This is a genomic window from Gemmobacter caeni (genome assembly GCF_003054195.1).
Lineage (GTDB): Bacteria > Pseudomonadota > Alphaproteobacteria > Rhodobacterales > Rhodobacteraceae > Gemmobacter > Gemmobacter caeni.
In genome coordinates, this window is the sequence record NZ_QBKP01000005.1 from 197,497 (window position 1) to 218,588 (window position 21,092).

17 protein-coding genes are annotated in these 21,092 nt (G+C 62.7%); 8 read left to right on the forward strand and 9 right to left on the reverse strand.

From position 1 onward, the window contains the following. Positions 1-97 precede the first annotated feature (97 nt). From C8N34_RS10010 to C8N34_RS10025, 4 genes are all read right to left on the reverse strand, one after another. Positions 98-3,403 carry an error-prone DNA polymerase gene (locus C8N34_RS10010; protein WP_108128760.1) on the reverse strand — a complete coding sequence of 1,102 codons (3,306 nt, stop codon included), beginning with the start codon at positions 3,401-3,403 and terminating at the stop codon, positions 98-100. Further along, a complete protein-coding gene (locus C8N34_RS10015; protein ID WP_054303291.1) occupies positions 3,400-4,854 on the reverse strand; it encodes a Y-family DNA polymerase in 1,455 nt (484 codons plus the stop codon). The genes C8N34_RS10010 and C8N34_RS10015 overlap by 4 nt, the downstream gene beginning before the upstream one ends. Next, entirely contained in the window at positions 4,796-5,380 is a 585-nt protein-coding gene (locus tag C8N34_RS10020; RefSeq protein WP_108128761.1) for an ImuA family protein, read from the reverse strand. The genes C8N34_RS10015 and C8N34_RS10020 overlap by 59 nt, the downstream gene beginning before the upstream one ends. A 157-nt stretch (positions 5,381-5,537) precedes the next feature. Beyond that, entirely contained in the window at positions 5,538-6,578 is a 1,041-nt protein-coding gene (locus tag C8N34_RS10025; RefSeq protein WP_108128762.1) for a zinc-dependent alcohol dehydrogenase family protein, read from the reverse strand. Between the two features lie 149 nt (positions 6,579-6,727). Here C8N34_RS10025 and C8N34_RS10030 point away from each other — a divergent pair, with 149 nt between their 5' ends. Continuing rightward, on the forward strand, positions 6,728-7,222 hold the full coding sequence (locus C8N34_RS10030) for an Lrp/AsnC family transcriptional regulator (protein WP_054303294.1): 495 nt from the start codon (positions 6,728-6,730) through the stop codon (positions 7,220-7,222). A gap of 188 nt (positions 7,223-7,410) precedes the next feature. Here the strand turns inward: C8N34_RS10030 and C8N34_RS10035 are convergent, their stop codons facing one another. Further along, positions 7,411-8,094 carry a histidine utilization transcriptional repressor HutC gene (locus C8N34_RS10035; protein ID WP_054303295.1) on the reverse strand — a complete coding sequence of 228 codons (684 nt, stop codon included), beginning with the start codon at positions 8,092-8,094 and terminating at the stop codon, positions 7,411-7,413. Between the two features lie 159 nt (positions 8,095-8,253). Between C8N34_RS10035 and C8N34_RS10040 the strand changes: the two genes are divergently transcribed. The 3 genes from C8N34_RS10040 to C8N34_RS10050 are packed head-to-tail and all read left to right on the forward strand — an operon-like array spanning position 8,254 to position 11,704. Next, entirely contained in the window at positions 8,254-9,222 is a 969-nt protein-coding gene (locus C8N34_RS10040) for an ABC transporter permease (RefSeq protein WP_108128763.1), read from the forward strand. Positions 9,223-9,226: 4 nt separating this feature from the next. Next, a complete protein-coding gene (locus tag C8N34_RS10045; RefSeq protein ID WP_108128764.1) occupies positions 9,227-10,084 on the forward strand; it encodes an ABC transporter permease in 858 nt (285 codons plus the stop codon). 3 nt (positions 10,085-10,087) lie between these two features. Continuing rightward, the gene (locus C8N34_RS10050; protein ID WP_108128765.1) at positions 10,088-11,704 is read left to right on the forward strand and encodes an ABC transporter ATP-binding protein; all 1,617 of its coding nucleotides are present in this window, start codon (positions 10,088-10,090) and stop codon (positions 11,702-11,704) included. Positions 11,705-11,776: 72 nt separating this feature from the next. On the opposite strand, the gene C8N34_RS10055 is transcribed toward C8N34_RS10050, so the two are convergent. The 3 genes from C8N34_RS10055 to C8N34_RS10065 form a co-directional block, all read right to left on the reverse strand. Beyond that, the gene (locus tag C8N34_RS10055; RefSeq protein WP_108128766.1) at positions 11,777-12,958 is read right to left on the reverse strand and encodes a 2Fe-2S iron-sulfur cluster-binding protein; all 1,182 of its coding nucleotides are present in this window, start codon (positions 12,956-12,958) and stop codon (positions 11,777-11,779) included. A 3-nt stretch (positions 12,959-12,961) separates the two neighbouring features. Then, positions 12,962-14,002: an aromatic ring-hydroxylating dioxygenase subunit alpha gene (locus C8N34_RS10060; RefSeq protein ID WP_054303300.1), complete on the reverse strand. Its 1,041-nt coding sequence runs from the start codon at positions 14,000-14,002 to the stop codon at positions 12,962-12,964. 84 nt (positions 14,003-14,086) lie between these two features. Beyond that, a complete protein-coding gene (locus tag C8N34_RS10065) occupies positions 14,087-15,019 on the reverse strand; it encodes a LysR substrate-binding domain-containing protein (RefSeq protein ID WP_108128767.1) in 933 nt (310 codons plus the stop codon). A 191-nt stretch (positions 15,020-15,210) separates the two neighbouring features. On the opposite strand from C8N34_RS10065, the gene C8N34_RS10070 reads away from it, so the two are divergent. From C8N34_RS10070 to C8N34_RS10085, 4 genes are all read left to right on the forward strand, one after another. Next, entirely contained in the window at positions 15,211-16,767 is a 1,557-nt protein-coding gene (locus tag C8N34_RS10070; RefSeq protein ID WP_108128768.1) for an ABC transporter substrate-binding protein, read from the forward strand. Between the two features lie 99 nt (positions 16,768-16,866). Then, positions 16,867-18,258 carry an FAD-binding oxidoreductase gene (locus tag C8N34_RS10075; protein ID WP_108128769.1) on the forward strand — a complete coding sequence of 464 codons (1,392 nt, stop codon included), beginning with the start codon at positions 16,867-16,869 and terminating at the stop codon, positions 18,256-18,258. A gap of 13 nt (positions 18,259-18,271) precedes the next feature. Then, positions 18,272-19,381, forward strand: a complete 1,110-nt coding sequence (locus tag C8N34_RS10080) for an aminotransferase class I/II-fold pyridoxal phosphate-dependent enzyme (protein WP_108128770.1) — start codon at positions 18,272-18,274, stop codon at positions 19,379-19,381. Positions 19,382-19,689: 308 nt separating this feature from the next. After that, entirely contained in the window at positions 19,690-20,007 is a 318-nt protein-coding gene (locus C8N34_RS10085) for an H-NS histone family protein (RefSeq protein WP_054303305.1), read from the forward strand. Positions 20,008-20,349: 342 nt separating this feature from the next. Here the strand turns inward: C8N34_RS10085 and C8N34_RS10090 are convergent, their stop codons facing one another. Then, positions 20,350-21,075, reverse strand: a complete 726-nt coding sequence (locus C8N34_RS10090; protein WP_108128771.1) for a GntR family transcriptional regulator — start codon at positions 21,073-21,075, stop codon at positions 20,350-20,352. Positions 21,076-21,092 lie beyond the last annotated feature (17 nt).

Genomic DNA, 21,092 nt, shown 5'->3' on the forward strand with positions numbered 1-21,092 from the left:
GGCAAGCTGTTGTGCTGACAGATGTGCGGAGAGCGACAGAGCGATGGACCAGCACCTGTCTGCGGGCGCGCTCTGAACTCTGGCACCTGCTTTTCCCTTAATGGAAATCCCGGCTGGGAAACAATCTTTTGGCCTGTTCGCGCGGATGTCTGGCGCGCGGGGCGGGATGGGTGCGGGGCGCATTGTCTGTCTTGGGGGTGGTCTGCCCGACAGCATCTTCCATCGGGTGCCCCAAACCGGACAGATAATGAGAGACATCCTCGATCTGCTGCGCAATCACATGCACCACGATCCCTTCCCGCTGCAGCGGGCCGGTGACACGCAACAGGCGCCCCCCCATGACCGCGCGGCGATGGGCCTCAAAGACCTTGCGCCAGACCACGATATTGGAGACGCCTGTTTCATCCTCCAGCGTCAGGAAGATCACGCCCGAGGCAGTGCCTGGCCGCTGACGCGTGATGACCAGTCCGCAGACCGTGGTACGCTGCAACGGCGCAGCAAGAAGCGCATCGTGACGCAGCAGGCCGGGCATCACCGGGCGCAGCAATTCCATAGGATGCGCGCGCAACGTCAGCCGTGTGGAGACATAATCCTCGACCACTTCCTCGCCCAGATGCATCTGCGGCAGCATGACAGCGGGTTCGCGGATCGCCTCGCCGTCAAGCGGATCGTTGAACAGCGGCAGTTGTGAGGGTGCCCGGATCGCGCGGACCTGCCAAAGCGCAGCGCGTCGGGTCAGCCCCATGCCGGAAAAGGCATCCGCCTCTGCCAGCCTCTCAAGTGCTGCTGGCGCGACACCGGCGCGCAGCCAGACGCTTTCGGGATCGCGATACCCATTCTTGCGCGCCGTCGTGATCCAGAGTGCATCTTCCTGCCGAAACCCCTTGATCTGACGAAACCCGAGCCGCAACGCCAGCGCCCCGTCCGCACGGCGTTCCAGTGTATTGTCCCAGCCACTGTGGTTGATGCAGATGGGGCGGATCTCGACCTGATGTTCGCGCGCGTCACGCACGATCTGGGCCGGAGCATAAAACCCCATGGGCTGAGAGTTCAGCAAGGCACAGGCAAAGATCGCCGGATGGTGCCGTTTCAGCCAGGCAGAGACATAAACCAACAGCGCAAAGGCCGCAGCGTGGCTTTCGGGAAAGCCGTAATCGGCGAAGCCCTCAATCTGACCAAAGCAGCGGGAGGCGACCTCGGCATCGTACCCATTGGCCAGCATGCCGGCGATGAACTTGTCGCGGTGTTCGCCAATGGTGCCCATGCGGCGAAAGCTGGCCAGTGAACGACGCAGATGATCTGCCTCTTCGGCGCTGTAGCCTGCACCGACCACGGCAATCTGCAAGGCCTGTTCCTGAAACAGGGGCACGCCCAGAGTGCGGTGCGTGACCTCCTCCAGTGCGGGGCCGAAAGGTTCGGGCGCTTCCAGCCCCTGACGGCGGCGGATATAGGGCTGCACCATACCCCCCTGGATAGGCCCCGGACGCACGATGGCGACCTCGATCACCAGATCATAGAATTGCTCCGGCCTCATCCGGGGCAGGAAATTCATCTGTGCCCGGCTTTCCACCTGAAACACACCCACGGCATCGGCGACCTGCAACATCCTATAGGTCGCCGCATCCTCGGGCGGTACGCTGTCCAGTGTCAGGGTCCGTTTTTCGTGACGTTTCAGCAGGTCAAAGGCCTTGCGGATGCAGGTCAGCATCCCCAGACCCAGCACATCGACCTTGAGGATGCCCAGCGTGTCGATATCATCCTTGTCCCACTCGATCAGCGTGCGATCCTCCATCGCGGCATTCTCGATCGGGACCAGCTCGTCCAGCCTGCCCCGCGTGATCACGAAACCGCCGACATGCTGGGACAGATGCCGCGGAAAGCCGATGATCTCGCCGATCAGGCGCAACGTCTGCGACAGCCGAAGGTCACGCGGGTCAAGCCCCAGTTCACGGATACGTTCGGGCTTGGGGCCTTCGTTTGACGATCCCCAGATCTGGCCCGAGAGGCTGGCCGTCACATCCTGACTGAGGCCCATCACCTTGCCCACCTCGCGGATTGCCGCGCGCGAGCGGAAATGGATCACCGTCGCACAAAGCCCGGCGCGGTGACGGCCATATTTAGCATAAATCCACTGGATGACCTCCTCACGACGCTCATGCTCGAAATCGACGTCGATATCCGGTGGCTCGCCCCGGTGACGAGAGATGAAGCGTTCAAACACCATGCCGATCATATCCGGCGAAACATCGGTGATGCCCAACAGATAGCACAGAATCGAATTGGCCGCCGACCCGCGCCCCTGACACAGGATGCCTTGCGAGCGGGCGTATTGCACGATGTCATGCACGGTCAGGAAATAGGCCGGATAGTTCAGCTCTGCCACCACGGCCAGTTCCTTGGCCAGCAAGGCTCCGGCCTTCGCGGTTGCACCAGCGGGATAACGGCGGTTCAGTCCTTCTTGGGCCAGCCGGGTCAGGCGCGCCATCGGGGTTTCGCCGCTCTCCGCAATTTCATCCGGATACTGATAGCTGAGTTCCGACAGATCGAAGCTGCAACGCGTTGCAATTTCCAGCGTTCGGCGTAAGGCGGCGGGGTGATCGCGAAACAGCCGCTGCATGTCCTGCGCCCCTTTCAGGCGCCGCTCGGCATTGGCAAGCGCGCGGGTACCGATTGTGTCAATCGTGCAGCCTTCGCGCATGCAGGTCAGCACATCGGCCAGTTGCCGCCGCGCGGCGCGATGCATCAGCACATCTCCAACCGCCACCATGGGCGTGGCGCAACCCTGCGCAAGCCGCGCGCAGGCGGCAAGCCAGGCCTGATCCGATCCATCGTAGCGCGGCGCGGCTCCCAGATAGACATGACCGGGAAAGCGGTTGCGAACCTTCTGGATATATGAGGCCACCGCCCCGAGATCGCCCGGCAGGGCAATCAGGATCATGCCTTTGCAGCCTTCCAGCAGATCTGCACAGTCCAGATGACATTCGCCCTTTTCCGCCCGCCGCTTGCCCAGCGTCAGCAGCCGCGCCAACCGCTGGTAAGCGGCAAGATCGACGGGAAGGGCAATCCATTCAACAGGGCTGTCACGCAACACCAGCCGCGCTCCGACAATGAGCCTTGGCAGGCGTGGCACCTCCGGACAGGGAATATCCTCCGGGGTGCCAATTTCCTGGCGTGAGCAACTGTCGACGCGATGCTGTGACCGGATCTGCACAGATTCGCCTGTTCCCTTCCCGAGGATCTGCAACGCGCGATAGGCCCGCACCACCCCGGCCAGGGAATTGCGGTCCGTGATGGCAATGGCTTCAAGGCCCAGTTCGGCAGCCCGGGTCACAAGTTCCTCGGGATGGGACGCACCCCGCAGAAAGGTGAAATTCGAGGTGACGCACAGCTCTGCATAGTTCATGCAAATTCCCCCTGCACAAACCAGCCCGGATTTTGCGGGGTGTGAAACATCCACAGCCGCCGCCCCTGATGCGTTTCGACCCGCCAGTAATCGCGCAGGCCCCGGCGCCAGTTATCATCCTGAAGCCACCATTCCGGGGCAATCCGTTCCGGCCCCGTCGCGCGGCCGACTGTCAGGGACATACCCCGCCAGCGGAAGCGCGCCGGCGGTTCGTGGCCGGTCGCCACGACTGGTTCGGGCGGAAACAGGATCAGCGGACGCGGACGCGGCGCAACCCAGCCCCGTTCCGGCCGGGAATAGGCTGCAGGGACAAGGATGAAACTGCGTTCAGGAATGTGACTGTCGGCGGGCAGGAAGCGCTGCACATTCTCCAGCCCGATCCGGGTGCCGATCCGGGTGATCAGATCGTCAAGCCGCCCGGGATCGCGCGGACCGATATGTGTCACCTGCTCAGGTGGCAGAGGTTCGACCTGCACAGCCTCCAGCCGCATCTGGTCGATTCCAAACCCCGCATCCACCTCGGCGACGCCCCGTTCGAACAACGGCAGTATCCGTGCCGGATCGCGCATGGGACGTGCCAGCCGCAGCTCGACATCGCTTGCGGCGCGATCTACGCGGCGCAGGGACAGACACAGAATCCTTGCCCCCGCCTGATGGTCTTTCAGCTTGGCGCACAAACGCTCCAGCAGACGCGCCGTCCCGGCCATGACATCGCTGACCAGCCCGATGGGTTCGGGCAAGGTCATGCGCACGGCGTAATGGGGCGGATCGACCTCTGGCCCGATCTGCTCCGCCTGCCGCCCAAGCGCCTGATCGAGCCGCAGCAACAGTTCCGCTCCGAAACGGCGGGCCAGAGGCGCGCGCGGGCTGTCGGCCAACTGACCGATGCTGCGCAGGCCCATTCGCTGCAAGCTGGTTACCGTTTCAGGATCAAGCCGCAGGGCCGCGACAGGCAAGTCCTCAAGCGCGGCATCCTCACCATGATGCGCCCGCGCCCAGGCCGCCCCGCGCGTATCGCCGGTGCCGATCTGCACCGATAAACCGGCACGGCAAAGCCGTGCGCGCAGCGCGGCAATCATCACCTCTTCACCGCCAAAGATATGCGACGATCCGGTGATATCCAGAACCAGCCCATCCGGCGTTTCGATCCCAACCCAAGGGCACCAGCGTGTCGCCCAACGGCGCAACAAGCCCAGAAAGCGCCGGTCCGCCTGCGGGTCTGCCTGCAGGCTGGACAGGTCCGGGCAATAAGCCCGCGCATCGGAAAACGGCATCCCGCGATAGAGCCCGCGGGCCTCGGCCGCCTCGTTCAGGCAATGAACCCGGTTGGCACTGCCCTGCCGCAGCGTCAGAACGAAGGGCCCATTCTGCGCATGCATGCGCAGAGCCCGGTCACTCGCGAGCCGGGGAAACCACAGTGACACGATGCGCCTTTGAGTCCCATCGAACATGCCAGGCCCCAATTGTTCCTGATTTGTTCTTGATAAGACTCCACTGCTGACGAGTCGAGTCCTGCGGATCGAACACCGGCCTGCAATGCCATCGCGTTTCCGCTGCGTTCGAACCCATGCCCTCTGCGATCAGGCACAGCCCGGTCGTTCCTCCGGCCCTGGCCGCCAGTTGCAACCGCCGCCCGGCAGTCAGGTCAATTCTGGCGGTAAGTTCCAGAACAACCAGAGGCACCGCACCATCGCGCAATGCCTCTTCCGCCACGGCGAGTGTAGCGGTCTGGTCCTTCGTCTGTATCAGGATAAGCCGTGAGGGATCGAACCCTTCGAACCCCAACGGATTAAGCTGTTCAGACCGCCAGCCTTCCCGAATCCAGAGCAGGTCCGCGCCGACCTGAGCAGCTGTCCAGAGCGCAAAACTCGCGGCAAGCGGCCCGCTGGCCTCGTGCACACGCGAGCGTCTGGGGGGATAGGCGGTCAGTTCGGGCAATTGCGTGGATGCTCCGGCAAGATTGACTACACCCAGCATACTACATCCTGAACCGCAAGGTTGATGGCAGAATGTTGAAAGGGCGCGGCTACACGGGGTAGCCGGGCCGGAAGGCCGGATTACCAGCTTGAACGCATCCCTGCCGGATCAAGAGGACTCCCGCTGTCGCGGCGGGCACTCTGACCTGCATGATTGCCTAGAACCTGGTGATAACCGTCGTGCCAGTGCCCTGAAACCTGTCCATCGAGATCAGGGCATCAATCGATTCCTCCAGACTGATCGTCCTGCCGACCAGCAGTTCGGGTTTCAGCTTGCCGGACAGGATCATCGGCATCATCACGTCATAGCGATGCGCCTGCATTCCGTGGCTGCCAAGGATTTCAAGCTCATGTGCCACGATCCGGCTCATCGGCACGACGGGCGTGCTGTGGTCACCCAGCATGAGCCCGACCTGCACATGCTTGCCACGGCGGCGCAGGTTCAGGATCGAATTGAAGCAGGTCTGCGGATTTCCAAGCGCATCCAGCGAGACATGTGCGCCGCCGCCGGTGATCTCCATCACAGCTTCAACCACATTGGCCGTTGACCTGGCGTTGACCGTGGCGGCCGCACCCAGGGCACGGGCCAGTTCCAGCTTGTCTTCCGCAATGTCGATCGCGACGACATTGGCACCAAGCGCGCTGGCGATCATGATGGCAGAAAGGCCGACACCGCCGCAGCCATGCACGGCGACCCATTGGCCCGCCGCGACCTTGCCCTGATCGACAACCGCGCGGAACGACGTCACGAAACGGCATCCGAGGCTGGCCGCCGTGGCGAATTCAACGGCGTCAGGCAGGGCCACCAGATTCAAGTCGGCATTATGGATCGAGACGAACTCGGCGAACGATCCCCAATGGGTAAAGCCCGGCTGAAACTGGTTGTGACAGACCTGCTGGTGTCCGGCATGGCATTCGGGGCAATGGCCACAGCCCCCGACGAAGGGGACGGTGACGCGGTCCCCAGCTTTCCATCTGGTCACATCCTTGCCCGTTGCGACGATGACCCCCGCCAGTTCGTGCCCCGGTACATGCGGCAACACGATATCGGCATCGTGCCCCACCCAGCCATGCCAGTCGCTGCGGCAGACCCCGGTCGCTTCGACCTTCAGCACTACCCCATGCCGCTCCGGCGCAGGCTCGGGCAGGCTAACCAGCTTCGGCCGCTGGTTGAAGGCTTCGTATATCACGGCTTTCATCAGGATTCCTCGCTCAGACGGATTTGGCATGACCGCCTCCGGACACTACACCCTGATCCGGGAAAGGCTTTTGCCAAAATCCCTATATATGCGTCACTTTCAGACGTATTCTGCCCCGACTGGCGTCACATGAGGAGGAGTCTTCCAGAATGCATCAGATTGACAGGATAGATGCCGAAATCCTCAACCGGCTCCAGCGGGACGGGCGTCTTTCCAACACCCGGCTGGCAGCTCAGCTTTCCCTGAGCGAGACGCCCTGCTGGCGCCGTCTGAAACGGCTGGAAGACAGCGGTATCATTGAAGGGTATCAGGCGGTCCTCAATCGCCGTGCGCTCGGGCTCGGCGTCATGGCCTTCGTCCAGCTTGGCTGCGCGCAGCACGACGAGAAGGTGACCCGAGAGTTCAATCTTGCTGTTCAGAACAGCCCGAATGTCCTGTCCTGCCACAACACGACCGGCGAGTCCGACTATCTGCTGGTCGTCGTGGCCAGAGACCTTGATGATTACAGCCGCTTCGTCGAAACGGTCCTGAGGCGCCTGCCCGGCGTCACGAGCATTCGTTCAAACCTGTCCTTGCGAGAGTTGAAGTCGTCGAACCAGTTACCCGTCCTCAATCTTCCCCTCCGCACGGGCGCTGGCGACTGACAGAGGTATCCGAAGGCAATCACTCGGGTAAGCTGCGGGAGCGCAGTTCAGGTCAGCCCTGGGGGCGAGTTCTGCGGACAGATCGCCCGATCAATTATACCTGTGTGATGTAACTTTTTGAACAGACATAAGGCCGATTGCAAGTCACCCCATGCCAGATTGCCTCCCGCAAGGTTCGGCAACCCGCTTCAATAGCGGGTCGTCATCCGATGGTCGCGGCGATAGATCAGGCTGACATAAGTGACCACCTGGTCCTGCCATGTGGTCTGCCGCTCCACCCGGAACAGGGCATCGCCCGCGCGGCAGTTGAGCAGCATGGCCTGCTCGGGATCGGCAGTCGTCGCAGAAAAGCTGATCTCCACATCTGAGAACGGCACCTGCTGCACCAGCCATTCATTGGGGCCGACGGTCGAGAAGTCGAAATCGCGGCCCTGCGGGGTGGCGGCAAGGTTGATCCAGCGGTCCTCCAGCTGAAAGGGCCTGCCATCCGCGAAATGCATGCAAACCAGATGCAGCACCTCGGTCCCCTGTTTCAGGTTCAGCCTCGCACGCAGCCAGTCGGGCGCCAGCATCACCTCGGACCGGATCAGCGCATAGCGATAGGTCGCCCCCTGCTCCTCGATCTCCTTGCGGATCATCGGGATCTCGAAGCGCACCTGACGCACCGGGCTCAGACGCACGCGGGTGCCTGCCTTGCGCTTCCTTTCAACGAAACCCTCATCCACCAGCTCGCGCATGGCGCGGTTCACGGTCGCACGGGCGGCGCCATATTCCACCGCCAGCTCCTGCTCGTTTGGCACGGCACTGCCCGGCGGCCATGTCCCGTTCAGGATCCGCTCCAGAATATCCGCCTTGATGTCTCGATACGTCATTTCACCACTTCATCCGCTCACGGCACGCACAGTCTGCCCGGTTGGCAGGCAGAAGCCGAAGCATTTCAACCTCTATCTCGCAAATCCTGCCGATTTTTCTGGACTGGAGTATATTCTTCGTCATTATGAATATCCATAACAGGTTCAAAGTCTATACAAATGGCATCCAAGCTATCACCGATCCCGAAACTTGTCCTCAGAAGACTTGCCATCGGGGCGCTCACGCTCATCGTGGTTTCGGCCGTCATCTTCTGGGCGGTCGAACTGCTGCCCGGCAGCATCGCGACCGAAATTCTGGGCCAGTCGGCCACGCCGGAAACCATCGCCGCCTTCAACGCGCAATTCGGGCTGAACGATCCGCCGCTCTGGCGTTATGTCGCCTGGCTGGGCAACGCAGTGCAAGGCGATTTCGGCCAGTCACTCGCCACGAGGCGCCCGATCACCGACCTGATCGGCGACCGCGCTTTCAACACCTTCTTCCTGGCCGCCTATGCAGCCGTGATCGCGGTGCCCGTGTCGATCCTGCTCGGGCTGATCGCCGCGCTTGATCGCGGATCGCTGCTGGACCGCTGGATCTCCAGTTCCACCCTGGCGGTAATTTCCTTCCCGGAATTCTTTGTCGCCTATATCCTGATCCTGATCTTCGCGGTGCAACTGGGCTGGTTCCCCAGCCTCGCCGGGGTCACCCCCACAATGGGGCTGGCCGAACGGCTTACCGTCAGCTTCCTGCCCGCGCTGACCATGGTGCTGATCGTGACCGCGCACATGATGCGGATGACACGGGCGGCAATCGTGAACCTGCTGGCCCTGCCCTATATCGAGATGGCCGAACTGAAGGGGATGAAGCGCTGGCGCATCATCGCCATTCATGCGCTGCCCAATGCGGTGGCCCCCATCGTGACTGTTGTGGCACTGAACCTCGCCTATCTGATCGTCGGCGTGGTGCTGGTCGAAGTGGTTTTTGTCTATCCGGGCCTCGGGCAATTGCTGGTCGACAGCGTAGCCAAACGCGACATGCCCGTGGTGCAGGCCGCCTGCCTGATCTTTGCCGCAACCTACATCCTGCTGAACCTTGTGGCGGATGTAATCGGCATCCTGTCGAACCCCCGCCTGCTGCACCCGAGGTGACGTTGTGACCCACTGGCTTTTCCACCTCCCCAGCGCACCGCTGTCGGCCCGGATCGGGCTGGCGCTGATCGGGATCTATGCCATCCTTGCGCTTTTTGCGCCGCTGATCGCCCCCTACGGCGAAGCCGAAGTGGCCGGCGCCGCCTATCAGCCCTGGGTCGCCCCCTTCTATCTGGGAACGGACGCACTGGGCCGCGATGTGATGTCACGGTTGATCTATGGTGCGCGCAATACGGTGGGCATTGCACTGATCACCACCTGCCTTGCGTTTCTGATCGGGACGGCACTTGGCCTGCTGGCCGCGACGGTCGGCGGCTGGGTCGACACCGTGTTGTCGCGGCTGATCGACGTGCTGATGGCGATTCCATCGCTGATCTTCGCGTTGCTGATCCTGACAATTACCGGCGCCTCGGCGGCGGCACTGGTCCTTGTCATCGCGGTGCTGGACAGCACGCGGGTCTTCCGTCTGTCGCGTGCCGTGGCGCAGGGCATCCTGACCATGGATTACATCGAGGTTGCCCGGATGCGCGGTGAGGGGCTGGGCTGGATCATCCGCCGCGAGATCCTGCCCAATGCCTCGGCCCCGTTGATCGCCGAATTCGGGCTGCGGTTCTGCTTCGTCTTCCTGTTCATCTCAGCGCTCAGCTTTCTGGGGCTTGGCCTCCAGCCACCGACAGCGGACTGGGGTTCCATGGTGCGGGAAAGCGCGCGGCTGATTTCCTTTGCCAATTTCGCAACCTGGCAAACCGCCACCTTTGGTCTGGCCCCTCTGCTTCCGGCCACGGCAATCGCCATCCTGACCGTTGCGGTCAATCTGGTGGTGGACTGGGTGTTGCACCTGTCCAGCGGCTTGAAGGACTGAGCCATGACCAAACTTCTGGAAATTCGCGATCTGTGGATCGAAGGCCGTTCCGGGGACGACTGGCACAAGATCGTCAAGGGCGTCAGCCTGGATCTGGCGCGGGGCGAAGTCCTGGGCCTGATCGGTGAAAGCGGCGCGGGCAAATCGACCCTCGGCCTGACCGCCATGGGGCATGTCCGCCCCGGATGCCGGATCGCAGGTGGATCGATCCGCTTTGACGGGCAGGAACTGGTTGGGGCCAGCGCGCAAACGCTACGCGACCTGCGCGGACGGCGTATCGCCTATGTCGCCCAATCCTCTGCCGCAGCCTTCAACCCGGCCTGGCGTCTGATCCGGCAGCATTGCGAAGCGCCCGTGTGCCATGGCGTGATGCCCCGCGCGCAGGCCGAGGCCGAAGCCGTGCGGCTTTATGGCGAGATGCGGCTGCCGGACCCGGATCAGATCGGGTTCCGCTTTCCGCATCAGGTATCCGGCGGGCAGTTGCAACGCGCCATGACGGCGATGGCCATGGCCTGCAAGCCTGACCTCATCATCTTTGACGAACCCACGACCGCGCTGGATGTCACAACGCAGATCGAAGTGCTGGCCGCGATCCGCGATATCGTGCGCAACCACGGCGCCGCGGCGATCTATATCACGCATGATCTTGCCGTGGTCGCGCAGATGGCCGACCGGGTGAAAGTGCTGCTGAAGGGCGAAGAGGTCGAAGACGCCCCGGTGCGCGAGATGCTGGCCAACCCGCGCGAGGCTTATACCCGTTCCCTCTGGGCTGTGCGGGAGTTTCAGCCCGCACCGCGCGATCCGGCTCCTGCAAGCCCGCCGTTGCTGAAGATCGACGGGGTGGATGCCTCCTATGGCACGCATAAGGTGCTGGAAAACGTATCACTGACCGTGCCGCGCGGGCGAACCGTGGCTGTGGTGGGCGAAAGCGGCTCCGGCAAATCCACCACGGCGCGGGTGGTGATGGGGCTTCTGTTCCCAGGCGCGGGCAAGGTGACATTCGACGGCGCGGCCCTGCCCACGACCATCGGCGCCCGGTCGCGCAGGCTTTTGCAGCGGATGCAGATGATTCACCAGATGGCCGATACCGCGCTGAATCCGCGCCACCGCATCCGCGAAGTGCTGGGCCGTCCGCTGGAGTTCTATCTTGGCCTGAAAGGGCGGGAAAAAGAGGCCCGCATCCGCGAGTTGCTGACCGAGATCGAGTTGCCCCCGGATCGTTTTATAGACCGGCTGCCGGGTGAGCTTTCAGGCGGTCAGAAACAGCGTGTCTGTATCGCCCGCGCTTTGGCCGCCGAGCCGGAGCTGATCATCTGCGATGAAGTGACCAGCGCGCTGGACCAACTGGTCGCCGAGGGTATCCTGCGCCTGCTGGACCGCATCCAGCGTGAGCGCGGCATAAGCTATTTGTTCATTACCCATGATCTCGCGACGGTGCGGGCGATCGCCGATCATGTCGTGGTGATGCAGCACGGCCGGGTGGTGGAACAGGGCGACAAGGACAGGATTTTTTCGCCGGAGCACGAACCCTATACTGATCTGTTGCTGTCATCGGTGCCCGAGATGGACCCGGACTGGCTGAGCAGGGTGCTGGATCAGCGGCGGGCTGCGGCAAGTTGATCATCTGCCCTGCCGACAGGAAAAAGGCGGCCCTTTGCGGGGCCGCCTTTTAATTTCCAGTCTGCCGGGAACTTACAGATCCAGCACCACACGCCCGTTGGGGCGGGAGCAGCAGATCAAAGCCTGACCGGGGCCCGGAGGGTCCAGCGGCTCGCTGAAATACTCCACCTGCCCGTCCTTCAACCCGCAGCGACAGGAATTGCAGATACCCGAGCGACAGACAAAGGCCGGGTCCAGCCCCGCACTTTCGGCAAGTTCCAGAATCGAGTTCACACCGCTGTTCCACGCGACGGTCACGCCCGACCGGGCAAAGACCACCTCGTTTCCGGTTTCTGCATCAGCCATCGTCAGGGCCGCAGGCAGCGCCTTTCTGGCAGCCGGTTCCGCGATCTTGCGCACATCCGGATCGGTCAGAAAATCCAGCTTATCCAGGGATTTCGGGGCATTCACCGGAATGCGTGGAATGGCAGGCGGGGCCGGTGCGACCTGATCGGCGGCCAGTTTGGGCAACGAGCCGCCGGGGCCGAAGAATTCATAGGCGATCCGCTCCGGGGCAATGCCGAGGCCGGTCAACAGCCGCCACATCGCCACCATGAAGGGCACCGGCCCGCAGAGATAGACCTGATAATCGTCCAGCGGCAGCAAGGATTGCAGCAGTGCCGCATCCACCACCCCGGTCGCATCCGCGTGATCCCCCGGCGCGGGATTTCGCAGCACATTGCAGACGGAGATCCGCCCGGCAGATGCAGCAGCCAGCGCTGCCACCTCGGCGCGCAGCGGCTGCACCCCGCCGTTTTCCACCGCATGTACCAGCCAGACCTTGCGGTTGCTTTGGGCCAGACGATGCAGCATCGACAGAAGCGGCGTCAGCCCGACCCCGCCCGCCAGCAACAGAACCGGGCGCGTGCTGTCTTCGTCCAGAAAGAAGGCGCCGCGCGGAGCCGCGACCTCGATCTCGGCGCCCTCAGCCAGATGATCATGCAGCCAGACCGACCCGATGCCGTCGGGCCTGCCGTTCAGCCCCGCCTCGCGCTTGACCGAAATCCGGTGGCAATCCGCAGCATCAACCGCATTCGACAGCGAATAGGTACGCAGCACCGGGCCTTCCGGGCCGGGAATGCGCAGGGTCAGATATTGCCCCGGCCGCGCGGGCCAAAGCGCACCGCCGTCAGACGGCACCAGATGGAACGAGGTGATGACGCTGCTTTCCGGGTGCTTGCGCATCACCCGGAACCGCCGGAATGTCTCTGCCATGGTTCAGGCCTGCATCTTGGCGTCGACGGCCTGCTCTTCGGCAATCATCGCCTCAAGCTGGCGGCGGAAACGCAGCTGACCTGCATCAATTGACAGGTCGATATGCGGCGAAGTCTTTTCGCGCAGCCCGATCTGCACCGCGTTCAGCACCGCGCGATCCTCCTCAAAGGCGTGACGGACATCCTCGCTCATCATCGCCGACAGCTCGGCATCGTCAGGCCGGATATTCCGCAGCTGGAACCAGTAATAGCGGGTTTCCGTCTCGGTCGTCGGCGTCATGAAGTTATAGCTGTCCATGACAAAGGTCTTCTCGTGCAGCGTGCCTTCCGGCCCGCCGGTGCCCGCTGGTGTGAAGATCGCGCGGATCAGCGCGCTGCACGGATAGCGCACCTCGTAATGCTGCAAGCGGTCGCAGTTGCCTTCAAACTCCACAATCTTTGCATAGAACGGTGCCGGGGCCACATCCATCATCCAGCGGTGGACGATCACGCCATCATCGGTGCGCGTGACCTTCAGCGGCGTGTCCTTGGTAGCAGCCTGGGCAAAGCTGGTCTCGTGCACCCAGGCGACATGGGTCGGGTCCAGCAGATTGTCGGTCATCAGCAGATAGTTGCACTGCAACTCCATCGCCGCACCACGATTGATACCCCAGTCGGGGCTGTCGAAATTCGGGATGTCGATGATGTCATCGACATCGGCGATGGCGGCGTTGCCCATCCAGATCCAGACCAGGCCATATTTTTCATGTACCGGATAGGCGCGCACCTTGGCCGCCGAAGGAATACGGCCCCCGCCGGGCGCCCAGACGCATTGCCCTGCACAATCGAAAGTCAGGCCATGATAGCCACATTCGACGGTATCGCCCTTGATCCGGCCCTTGGACAGTGGCAGCTTGCGATGCGGGCAGGCATCTTCCAGCGCAATAACCTCGCCCTGCGCAGTACGGAAGACGCAGATCTTCTCCCCCAGGACCAGAATCTGCCGAAGGCTGTTTTCGATCTCGCTGCTCCAGGCGGCGACATACCAGGCATTTTTGAGAAACATGGCTACATCCCTATTTGGCGGTGTTTTCAGGGATTATGCGCAGACAAAAAATTGCTGGCCAGCCAAGAACGTCTGGTTGATTGTTTAGCTGTGCTTACTTCTCGTGTCGCGATTCACCTTGGTTTCCGACAGAACCCAGTTGAGAAAATCACGCGCAGGCTTGTGAGTCATGGTCGTCAGTCCCCAGCAGATGAAATAGGCTTCGGGCATCGGCAGAACCTCATCCGACAGCCGCACCAGCCGCCCGGAATCAAGGTCCGGTCCGGCAAAGGATGCCTGGGCCAGCACCACCCCCTGCCCGGCTGCCGCTGCCTCCAGCGCAAGGCTGGACAACGAATACACCGCGACCGTCCGCATCGGGCCCGCCACCGGAGTGTTTTGCGCGGCGAACCAGTTGGCCCAGTCCGGGGCCGCCGTTTCATCCATGCCCCAGTCAATCCCGATCAGCGGCAGACGGGCCAGCCCCTTGTTGGTTCTCGCCTCGGGATGGCGGGCCAGAAACTCGGGCGAGCAGGCGGGAAAGCAGGTATCGGTGAACAGCGCCCGTGAATGCGGATAGCGCGAAGCGGCCATCCCATAGGTCAGGCGAAAGGTCAGATCCATCAACTGCGGTTCGGTCTCGCGATGTGTGGCAACGATTCGCAAGGTGGTGTCAGGCGCATTCGCCTGAAAACGATGGATCATCGGATTCAGCCACTTTTGCAGCAGCGTCGGCAGCCCGCTCACGGTCAGGTCTTCCGACACGCGCTGCGCCGAAATGAACTCCTGCGCGCGGGCCAGCCGGTCAAAACCCTGCGCAATCATCTCGTGATAGATATGCGCGGCCGGAGTCATCGTGATCCGCCGCCCTTCCCGCAACAGCAACGGCAGCCCTGCATGATCTTCAAGCAGCCGCAATTGCTGGCTGATTGCGCCGGGCGTGACGCCAAGGCTGCGGGCGGCTGCATGAACAGTGCCTGTCCGGCCATATGCATCGAACGCCTGCAGGGCGCGCAGCGGCGGAAGGCTTGTGCTCATTTTTAAGATCCATCCTGGATGACTGTTTAGGCAGGCTTAACAAGTATACAGCGGTAATGATTTGCGGGCCAGCGATACAGGTCTTAGGCTATTAAGATCATACATAATAGCAATCCCCCGAACCAGACTGCCGACCATCCACAGATCCGGCGCCTCCACAGAAGGGGCGCCGTCAACAGGGAGAAAGCCAGATGGCTCTATACACCACCCGTCGCTCCGCTCTGCTCGGCATGGGGGCGATGTCCGTCGCCGCCACACTTGGCCTGAACGCCCGTCCGGCCTTCGCACAGGACACGCCCCGGTCCGGCGGCACGTTCCGGCTCGGGATCTCGGATTTCAGCACGGCCGACACGCTGGACCCGCAGGTCAACGAATACCGCTTCATGATGCACCTGCAATATCAGCTGCGGAACTGCCTGGTTGAAATGGGCCCCGGCGGCGTGCTGGTGCCGGAACTGGCGACCGAATGGGGGCCGAATGCCGATATGTCGGCCTGGATCTTCAAGATCCGCTCCGGCGTCACCTTCAGCAACGGCAAGCCACTGACCGCCGAGGATGTGGTCTGGTCGCTGAACCTGCACCGCGGACCGGATACCATCTCGGGCGCGAAGGCACTGATGCTGGCGGTCAAGGATGTGGCCGTCACCGCCCCGATGGAGGTCACGGTCACTCTGGACGGTCCGAATGCGGGTTTCCCTGCCATTCTGTCGATGATCAACATGCTGATCGTGCCAGCCGAAGACCGCGAGTTCGACAAGGGCATCGGCACCGGCGGCTATATTCTGGAAACCTACGAGCCGGGCCTGCGCAGCGTCGTGCGCAAGAACCCAAACTACTGGAAAGAGGGCCGCGCCCATTTCGACGCGATCGAACTGCATTGCATCGCCGATATCAATGCCCGCACCACCGCCTTGCAAACCGGCCAGATCGACGCCATGGGCTTTGTCGATACCGTCACCGCGCCGCTTCTTCAGGCCATGCCGGGCATCAACCTGATCCAGACCCAGGGCAAGCTGCACCACGGCTTTGCCATGAACGTCACCGATCCGCTGTTCAAGGACCGTGATGTGCGTCTGGCGATGAAGCTTGCCATCGACCGGGAGGAGGTTCTGGCCAAGATTCAGGGGGGCTATGGCTCGATCGCCAATGACCAGCCGCTGTCGAAGGCCTATGCCTATCACAACTCCAGTCTCCCGCAGCATTCCTATGACCCGGATCAGGCCAGGGCGCTGCTGGAAAAGGCCGGGGCCACCGGGCTGACCGTGCCGCTGCACGTCGCCGAACTGCCCTTCACCGGGGCCACCAACATGGCGCAGCTTTACGCCGAACAGGCCGCCCGCGCCGGGATCACCATTGAGGTCAAGCGGGAGCCGGATGACGGCTACTGGTCCAACATCTGGGGTAAACGTCCGATGTTCGCGACACGGTGGTCGGGCCGCGTGAACGAAGACGCGATGCTGACGCTGGTCTATTCGCGTCAAAGCATCGGCAGCTACAATGAAAGCAGCTGGGACAATGACACATTCAACAAGACGCTGGTTGCAGCCCGCAGCGAAGCCGACGAGACCCGCCGCAAGGAGCTTTATTGGGAATGCCAGAGCCTGATCTGGGAAGATGCCGGGCTGGTGGCTCCGATCTGGGCCGATTTCCTGGATGCTACCAGTGACAAGATCGGTCATGGCGAAATCGCCAATGACTGGGAACTGGATGGCGCGCGCTGCGGCGAGCGCTGGTGGTTCAAGGCCTGATATTGCGCAATTCTCTCCGGTCCGGTGCGATACCGGGCCGGAGATGTGGCGCGATGGCAGGTCCGTCCCATCGTCGCTTTCCCAACCCCGGAAAAGATCATGACCCAAACCGACCCATGCGCTGGTGTGCAGGCTGCGATTCTTGCGCTGGAGGCCCGTTTCGGCAGCCGCCTCAGCCGCGCCGAGGCTGTCCGGGCCCAGCACGGCTCTGTCGAAAGCTGGTTGCCAGAGGCCCTGCCCGATGCGGTTCTGTTCCTCCAGACAACCGAAGAAGTTTCCGAAGCGGTTACGCTGTGCCACCACCATGGCGCGCCGGTCATTCCCTTCGGCGCAGGCTCCTCGATAGAGGGGCAGGTGCTGGCGCCGCATGGCGGCATAAGCTTTGATCTGTCGGGCATGGACCGGGTGCTGGCAGTGAACGCCGAAGACATGGACTGTGTCGTGCAATGCGGGGTGATCCACCAGAACCTGAACGAGCATCTGCGCGCCACCGGGCTGTTTTTCCCGGTCGATCTGGGCGCGCATGCCACGCTGGGCGGCATGGCCTCCACCCGGGCCTCGGGCACGACCACGGTGCGCTACGGCTCGATGCGCGAACTGGTGCTGGGCCTGACCGTGGTGATGCCCGACGGGCGGGTGATCCGCACCGGCGGGCGGGCGCGCAAATCAGCATCAGGTTACGACCTGACGCATCTGTTCGTCGGGGCAGAAGGCACGCTGGGTATCATCACCGAAGTGACATTGCGGCTGTTCGGCAGGCCCGAGGCCTCGCGCTCGCTCCTCTGCGCATTCGAGGATCTGGAAGCGGCCACCAGCTGTGTGGTGGCGGCGCTGCAATCCAGCCTGGGCCTGACCCGGATCGAACTTGCCGATACCCTGCAAATGCAGGCCATCAACGCCCATGCCGGGTCCACCCTGCCGGAACGGCCGACCCTGTGGGTGGAAATCACCGGCTCGGCGCCCGCGGTGGCCCATGACGCCACTCTGTTCGCCGAACTGTCGGAAGGCAGCGGGGCGCTGCATGTCGAGACCGCCGACAACCATGAGGCCGCCAACCGTATCTGGCGGCTGCGCCACAATGCCCTTTACGCGACGCGGGCGCTGCGACCGGGGATCAAGGGCATCTCGACCGATGTCTGCGTGCCGATCTCGCGCCTGCCTGACTGTATCGCCGAAATCCGCGCGGAAATCGACAAGACCGCGCTGATCGCACCGCTGATCGGCCATGCGGGCGACGGCAACTTTCATCTGGTGCTGATGTTCGACCCGGAAGATGCGCAGGAAACTGCGGTGGCGCGACAGATCAATGCCAGGCTCATCTCCATCGCGCTGACCATGGGGGGCACCGCCACCGGCGAGCACGGCGTGGGCCTCGGCAAGATGGGCTACATGCAGGCCGAACACGGCGCCGCACTGGATGTCATGCGCCAGATCAAGCGGGCGCTCGACCCGTCGGGGATCATGAACCCCGGCAAGATCTTCACTCCCTGACAAGGTGTTTCCCATGACCTCCCCTTCCTCGGCAGCGCTGATCCGCACCGAAATCGCCGCATTGCCCGATTACAATGCCGGGCTTGCGCTGGATCAGTTCCGCGCCCGTTATGGCCGTGATGCGCTGGCCAAAGTGGACAGCAACGAAAACCCCTTCGGCCCGTCGCCCGCAGCGATCGAGCAGATCCGCGCCGCAGCCGCAGGTGTCGGTCGTTACCCCGATGCCGGTGACACCGCCCTGCGTCAGGCAATTGCCGCCCGCACGGGCCGCGACGCTGAAACCATCATCCTTGGCAATGGGTCAGAGGATCTCATCGGCGCCATCTACCGCGCCACCCTGCGGCCCGGCGACCGCGTGGTCACCATCTGCCCGAGCTTTGGCCTGCATGAATTCGGCGCGCTGAGCCTTGGGGCCGTGGTGGAGAAGGTGCCCTTCCCCGCCGATTGGCGGTTCCCGGTGGACGGGCTCATCCAGGCGATGGCACAGCCCGTGCGCATCCTGATCTTCTCGTCCCCCTCGAACCCGGCGGGTCCGGCCATCTCGCAAGGCGAGTTGACCCGCCTGCTGGCGGCTGTGCCCGAGGGGACGCTGATCGTTTTTGACGAGGCTTATCGCGAGTATCTTGAAGGCGATCTGGCCTTTGAGGCAACCGGATTGCTTGACCGCGCAGGCCACGCCTGGATCAGCCTGCGGACCTTTTCCAAAGCCTACGGGCTGGCGGGCGCACGGGTGGGCTACGGCCTCTGCTCGGACAGCGGGATGGCGCGGGCGTTGCGCAAAACGCGCAACCCTTTCGCGGTCAACGCGCTGGCCGGTGTCGCCGCGCTGGCCGCTCTGGCCGATGACGCGCATCTTGACCGCACCACAACCCATATCCGGGCCGAGCGGAAACGGATCGCCGCAGCGTTGACCGCTATGGGGATCGAAGTCGCCCCGTCACAGGGCAACTTTCTGTTCTTCAGGACCCGGCTGCCGGGCACCCAACTGGCCGAAGCGCTGCGGCATCAGGGCGTGCTGATCAAAGGTTGGCAGGAAAGCCCGTTTCTTGACTGGGCACGCGTCACCGTCGCGCTTGCGGAAGAAAATGACAGCTTTCTCAAGGCCCTGCCAATGGTGCTTTGAAGGTCTGCCTACCTGACCCTCTGCCAAAGCGGAAGCCGCCGGACAGCGGCGATATCCCCTTGCTGCCAGGACATATCCTGGCAGCAAGCCCCTCGCAGAAGACCCAGCGTCACAGGGTCTGAGGCAATTCAGACCCGCAACCCATTCCACAAAAGCCCGGAGTTATTTCAGATCAGCGGCGACGCAATTTGATCCGGATCGACCGGGAATTCTATATGATCCGCCAGCACTACACGGCATTTCTCAGCATGGGGAATTGCCCTATAGTGCCGCCTGCCTTACCAATAGGGCAAAGGAAGGGGATCCTTATGACTGAAATCAACCTGGACGCGTTTTCACTTAGTGAGCTCAAGCAACTCGAAAAGTCGGTTGCAAAGGCAATTGCCTCATTCGAGGATAGAAGAAAGGCCGAAGCCCGCGCAAAGGTCGATGAACTGGCCCGCGAACTCGGCTATTCTTTCGAAGCTCTTGCCGAAGCGGCAACCGCCCGCAAACGCGCGCCTGCGGCTGCAAAATACCGCCACCCGGAAAATGCTGACCTCACCTGGTCAGGCCGGGGCCGCAAACCCCGCTGGATTAACGAAGCGCTTGAGGCGGGCAAGTCACTCGACTCGATGCTGGCCTAAGGGGCTCCGGTTCAACGGGCTTCGGCGGTGGATTGGCGCAATGATTTGCGGCGCCCGGCGACAACCGGGCCGCAAAACCTTCTCTGATATCGGGGGCGCATATGGCGCCCGTTTCGCGAGTTCCACCGCCGTTTTCAATAAGCCCGCACCAAGGGGCCAAACAATCCAGATGACCATTTTCATCTGTGCATGATCTGAAAGCGAGCCATCTGGTGACAAGTATCTTGGCGCGTCTCTAAGCGTATCTGCTCAGCTGGAAGCTGAATTCCGCGCTATAAGATTCGGATCATAGAACAAGCGAAAGCCTGTGACCGGATATATGTGCAACTCCTGCGGCACGCCTTACGCTGGCGGGTGCAGGCGACGCGTGGCATCCGGCGTCAGCACGGTTGCCACGATCCGGTCCCGGAACAGCGCAACATGGCGCGCGGCAACCAGTTCTGCGCCCGTGGTATCCTGATCGCGAATCAGCCGGACCATCTCACGGTGATCGGCGATCGTCAGATCCAGGTGGTTTTGCAGCCGCGCCGCAGCGCCATCATGTTCGATGAAGCTGACGTGCCCGACCCGCATCCCCTCGATCAGCGCACGTTCATAAGCGTGATGCAGGTGCATCGAATGCGCCGCCTCGCTGATCGCCAGATGAAACCGAAAATTCATCTCGTTCAGCGCATCGACATCGCGGCGTGGCGCGGCCTGTTCGAAGCCCAGCGCCGCAGCCTCGATCGCCTGCATCTGCGCTTCGGTCCGGCGAACGGCGGCCAGCGTGGTCTGCGCACGCTGCAAGAGATCGAGAGATTCGAAGAAATCACGCAAATCGAACAGGTTCATCGCGGCCACGCGCGACCCGCGACCGCGCACCGCCTGTACCAGACCCTCGGCCGTCAGCCGGATCAGCGCTTCGCGCACGGGCGTGCGTGACACCTCATAGCGCGCAGAGATCTCCACCTCGTCCAGATCGGAGCCAGGCCGCAGTTCCATGCGCAGAATCGCCTGGCGCAGCATGCGGTAGACATGTTCGGCCCCGCGCTCCGCGGGCGGTTTCGCCGCCGCCGGTTTTTTCACCATCTTACCGCCTCCGCTGC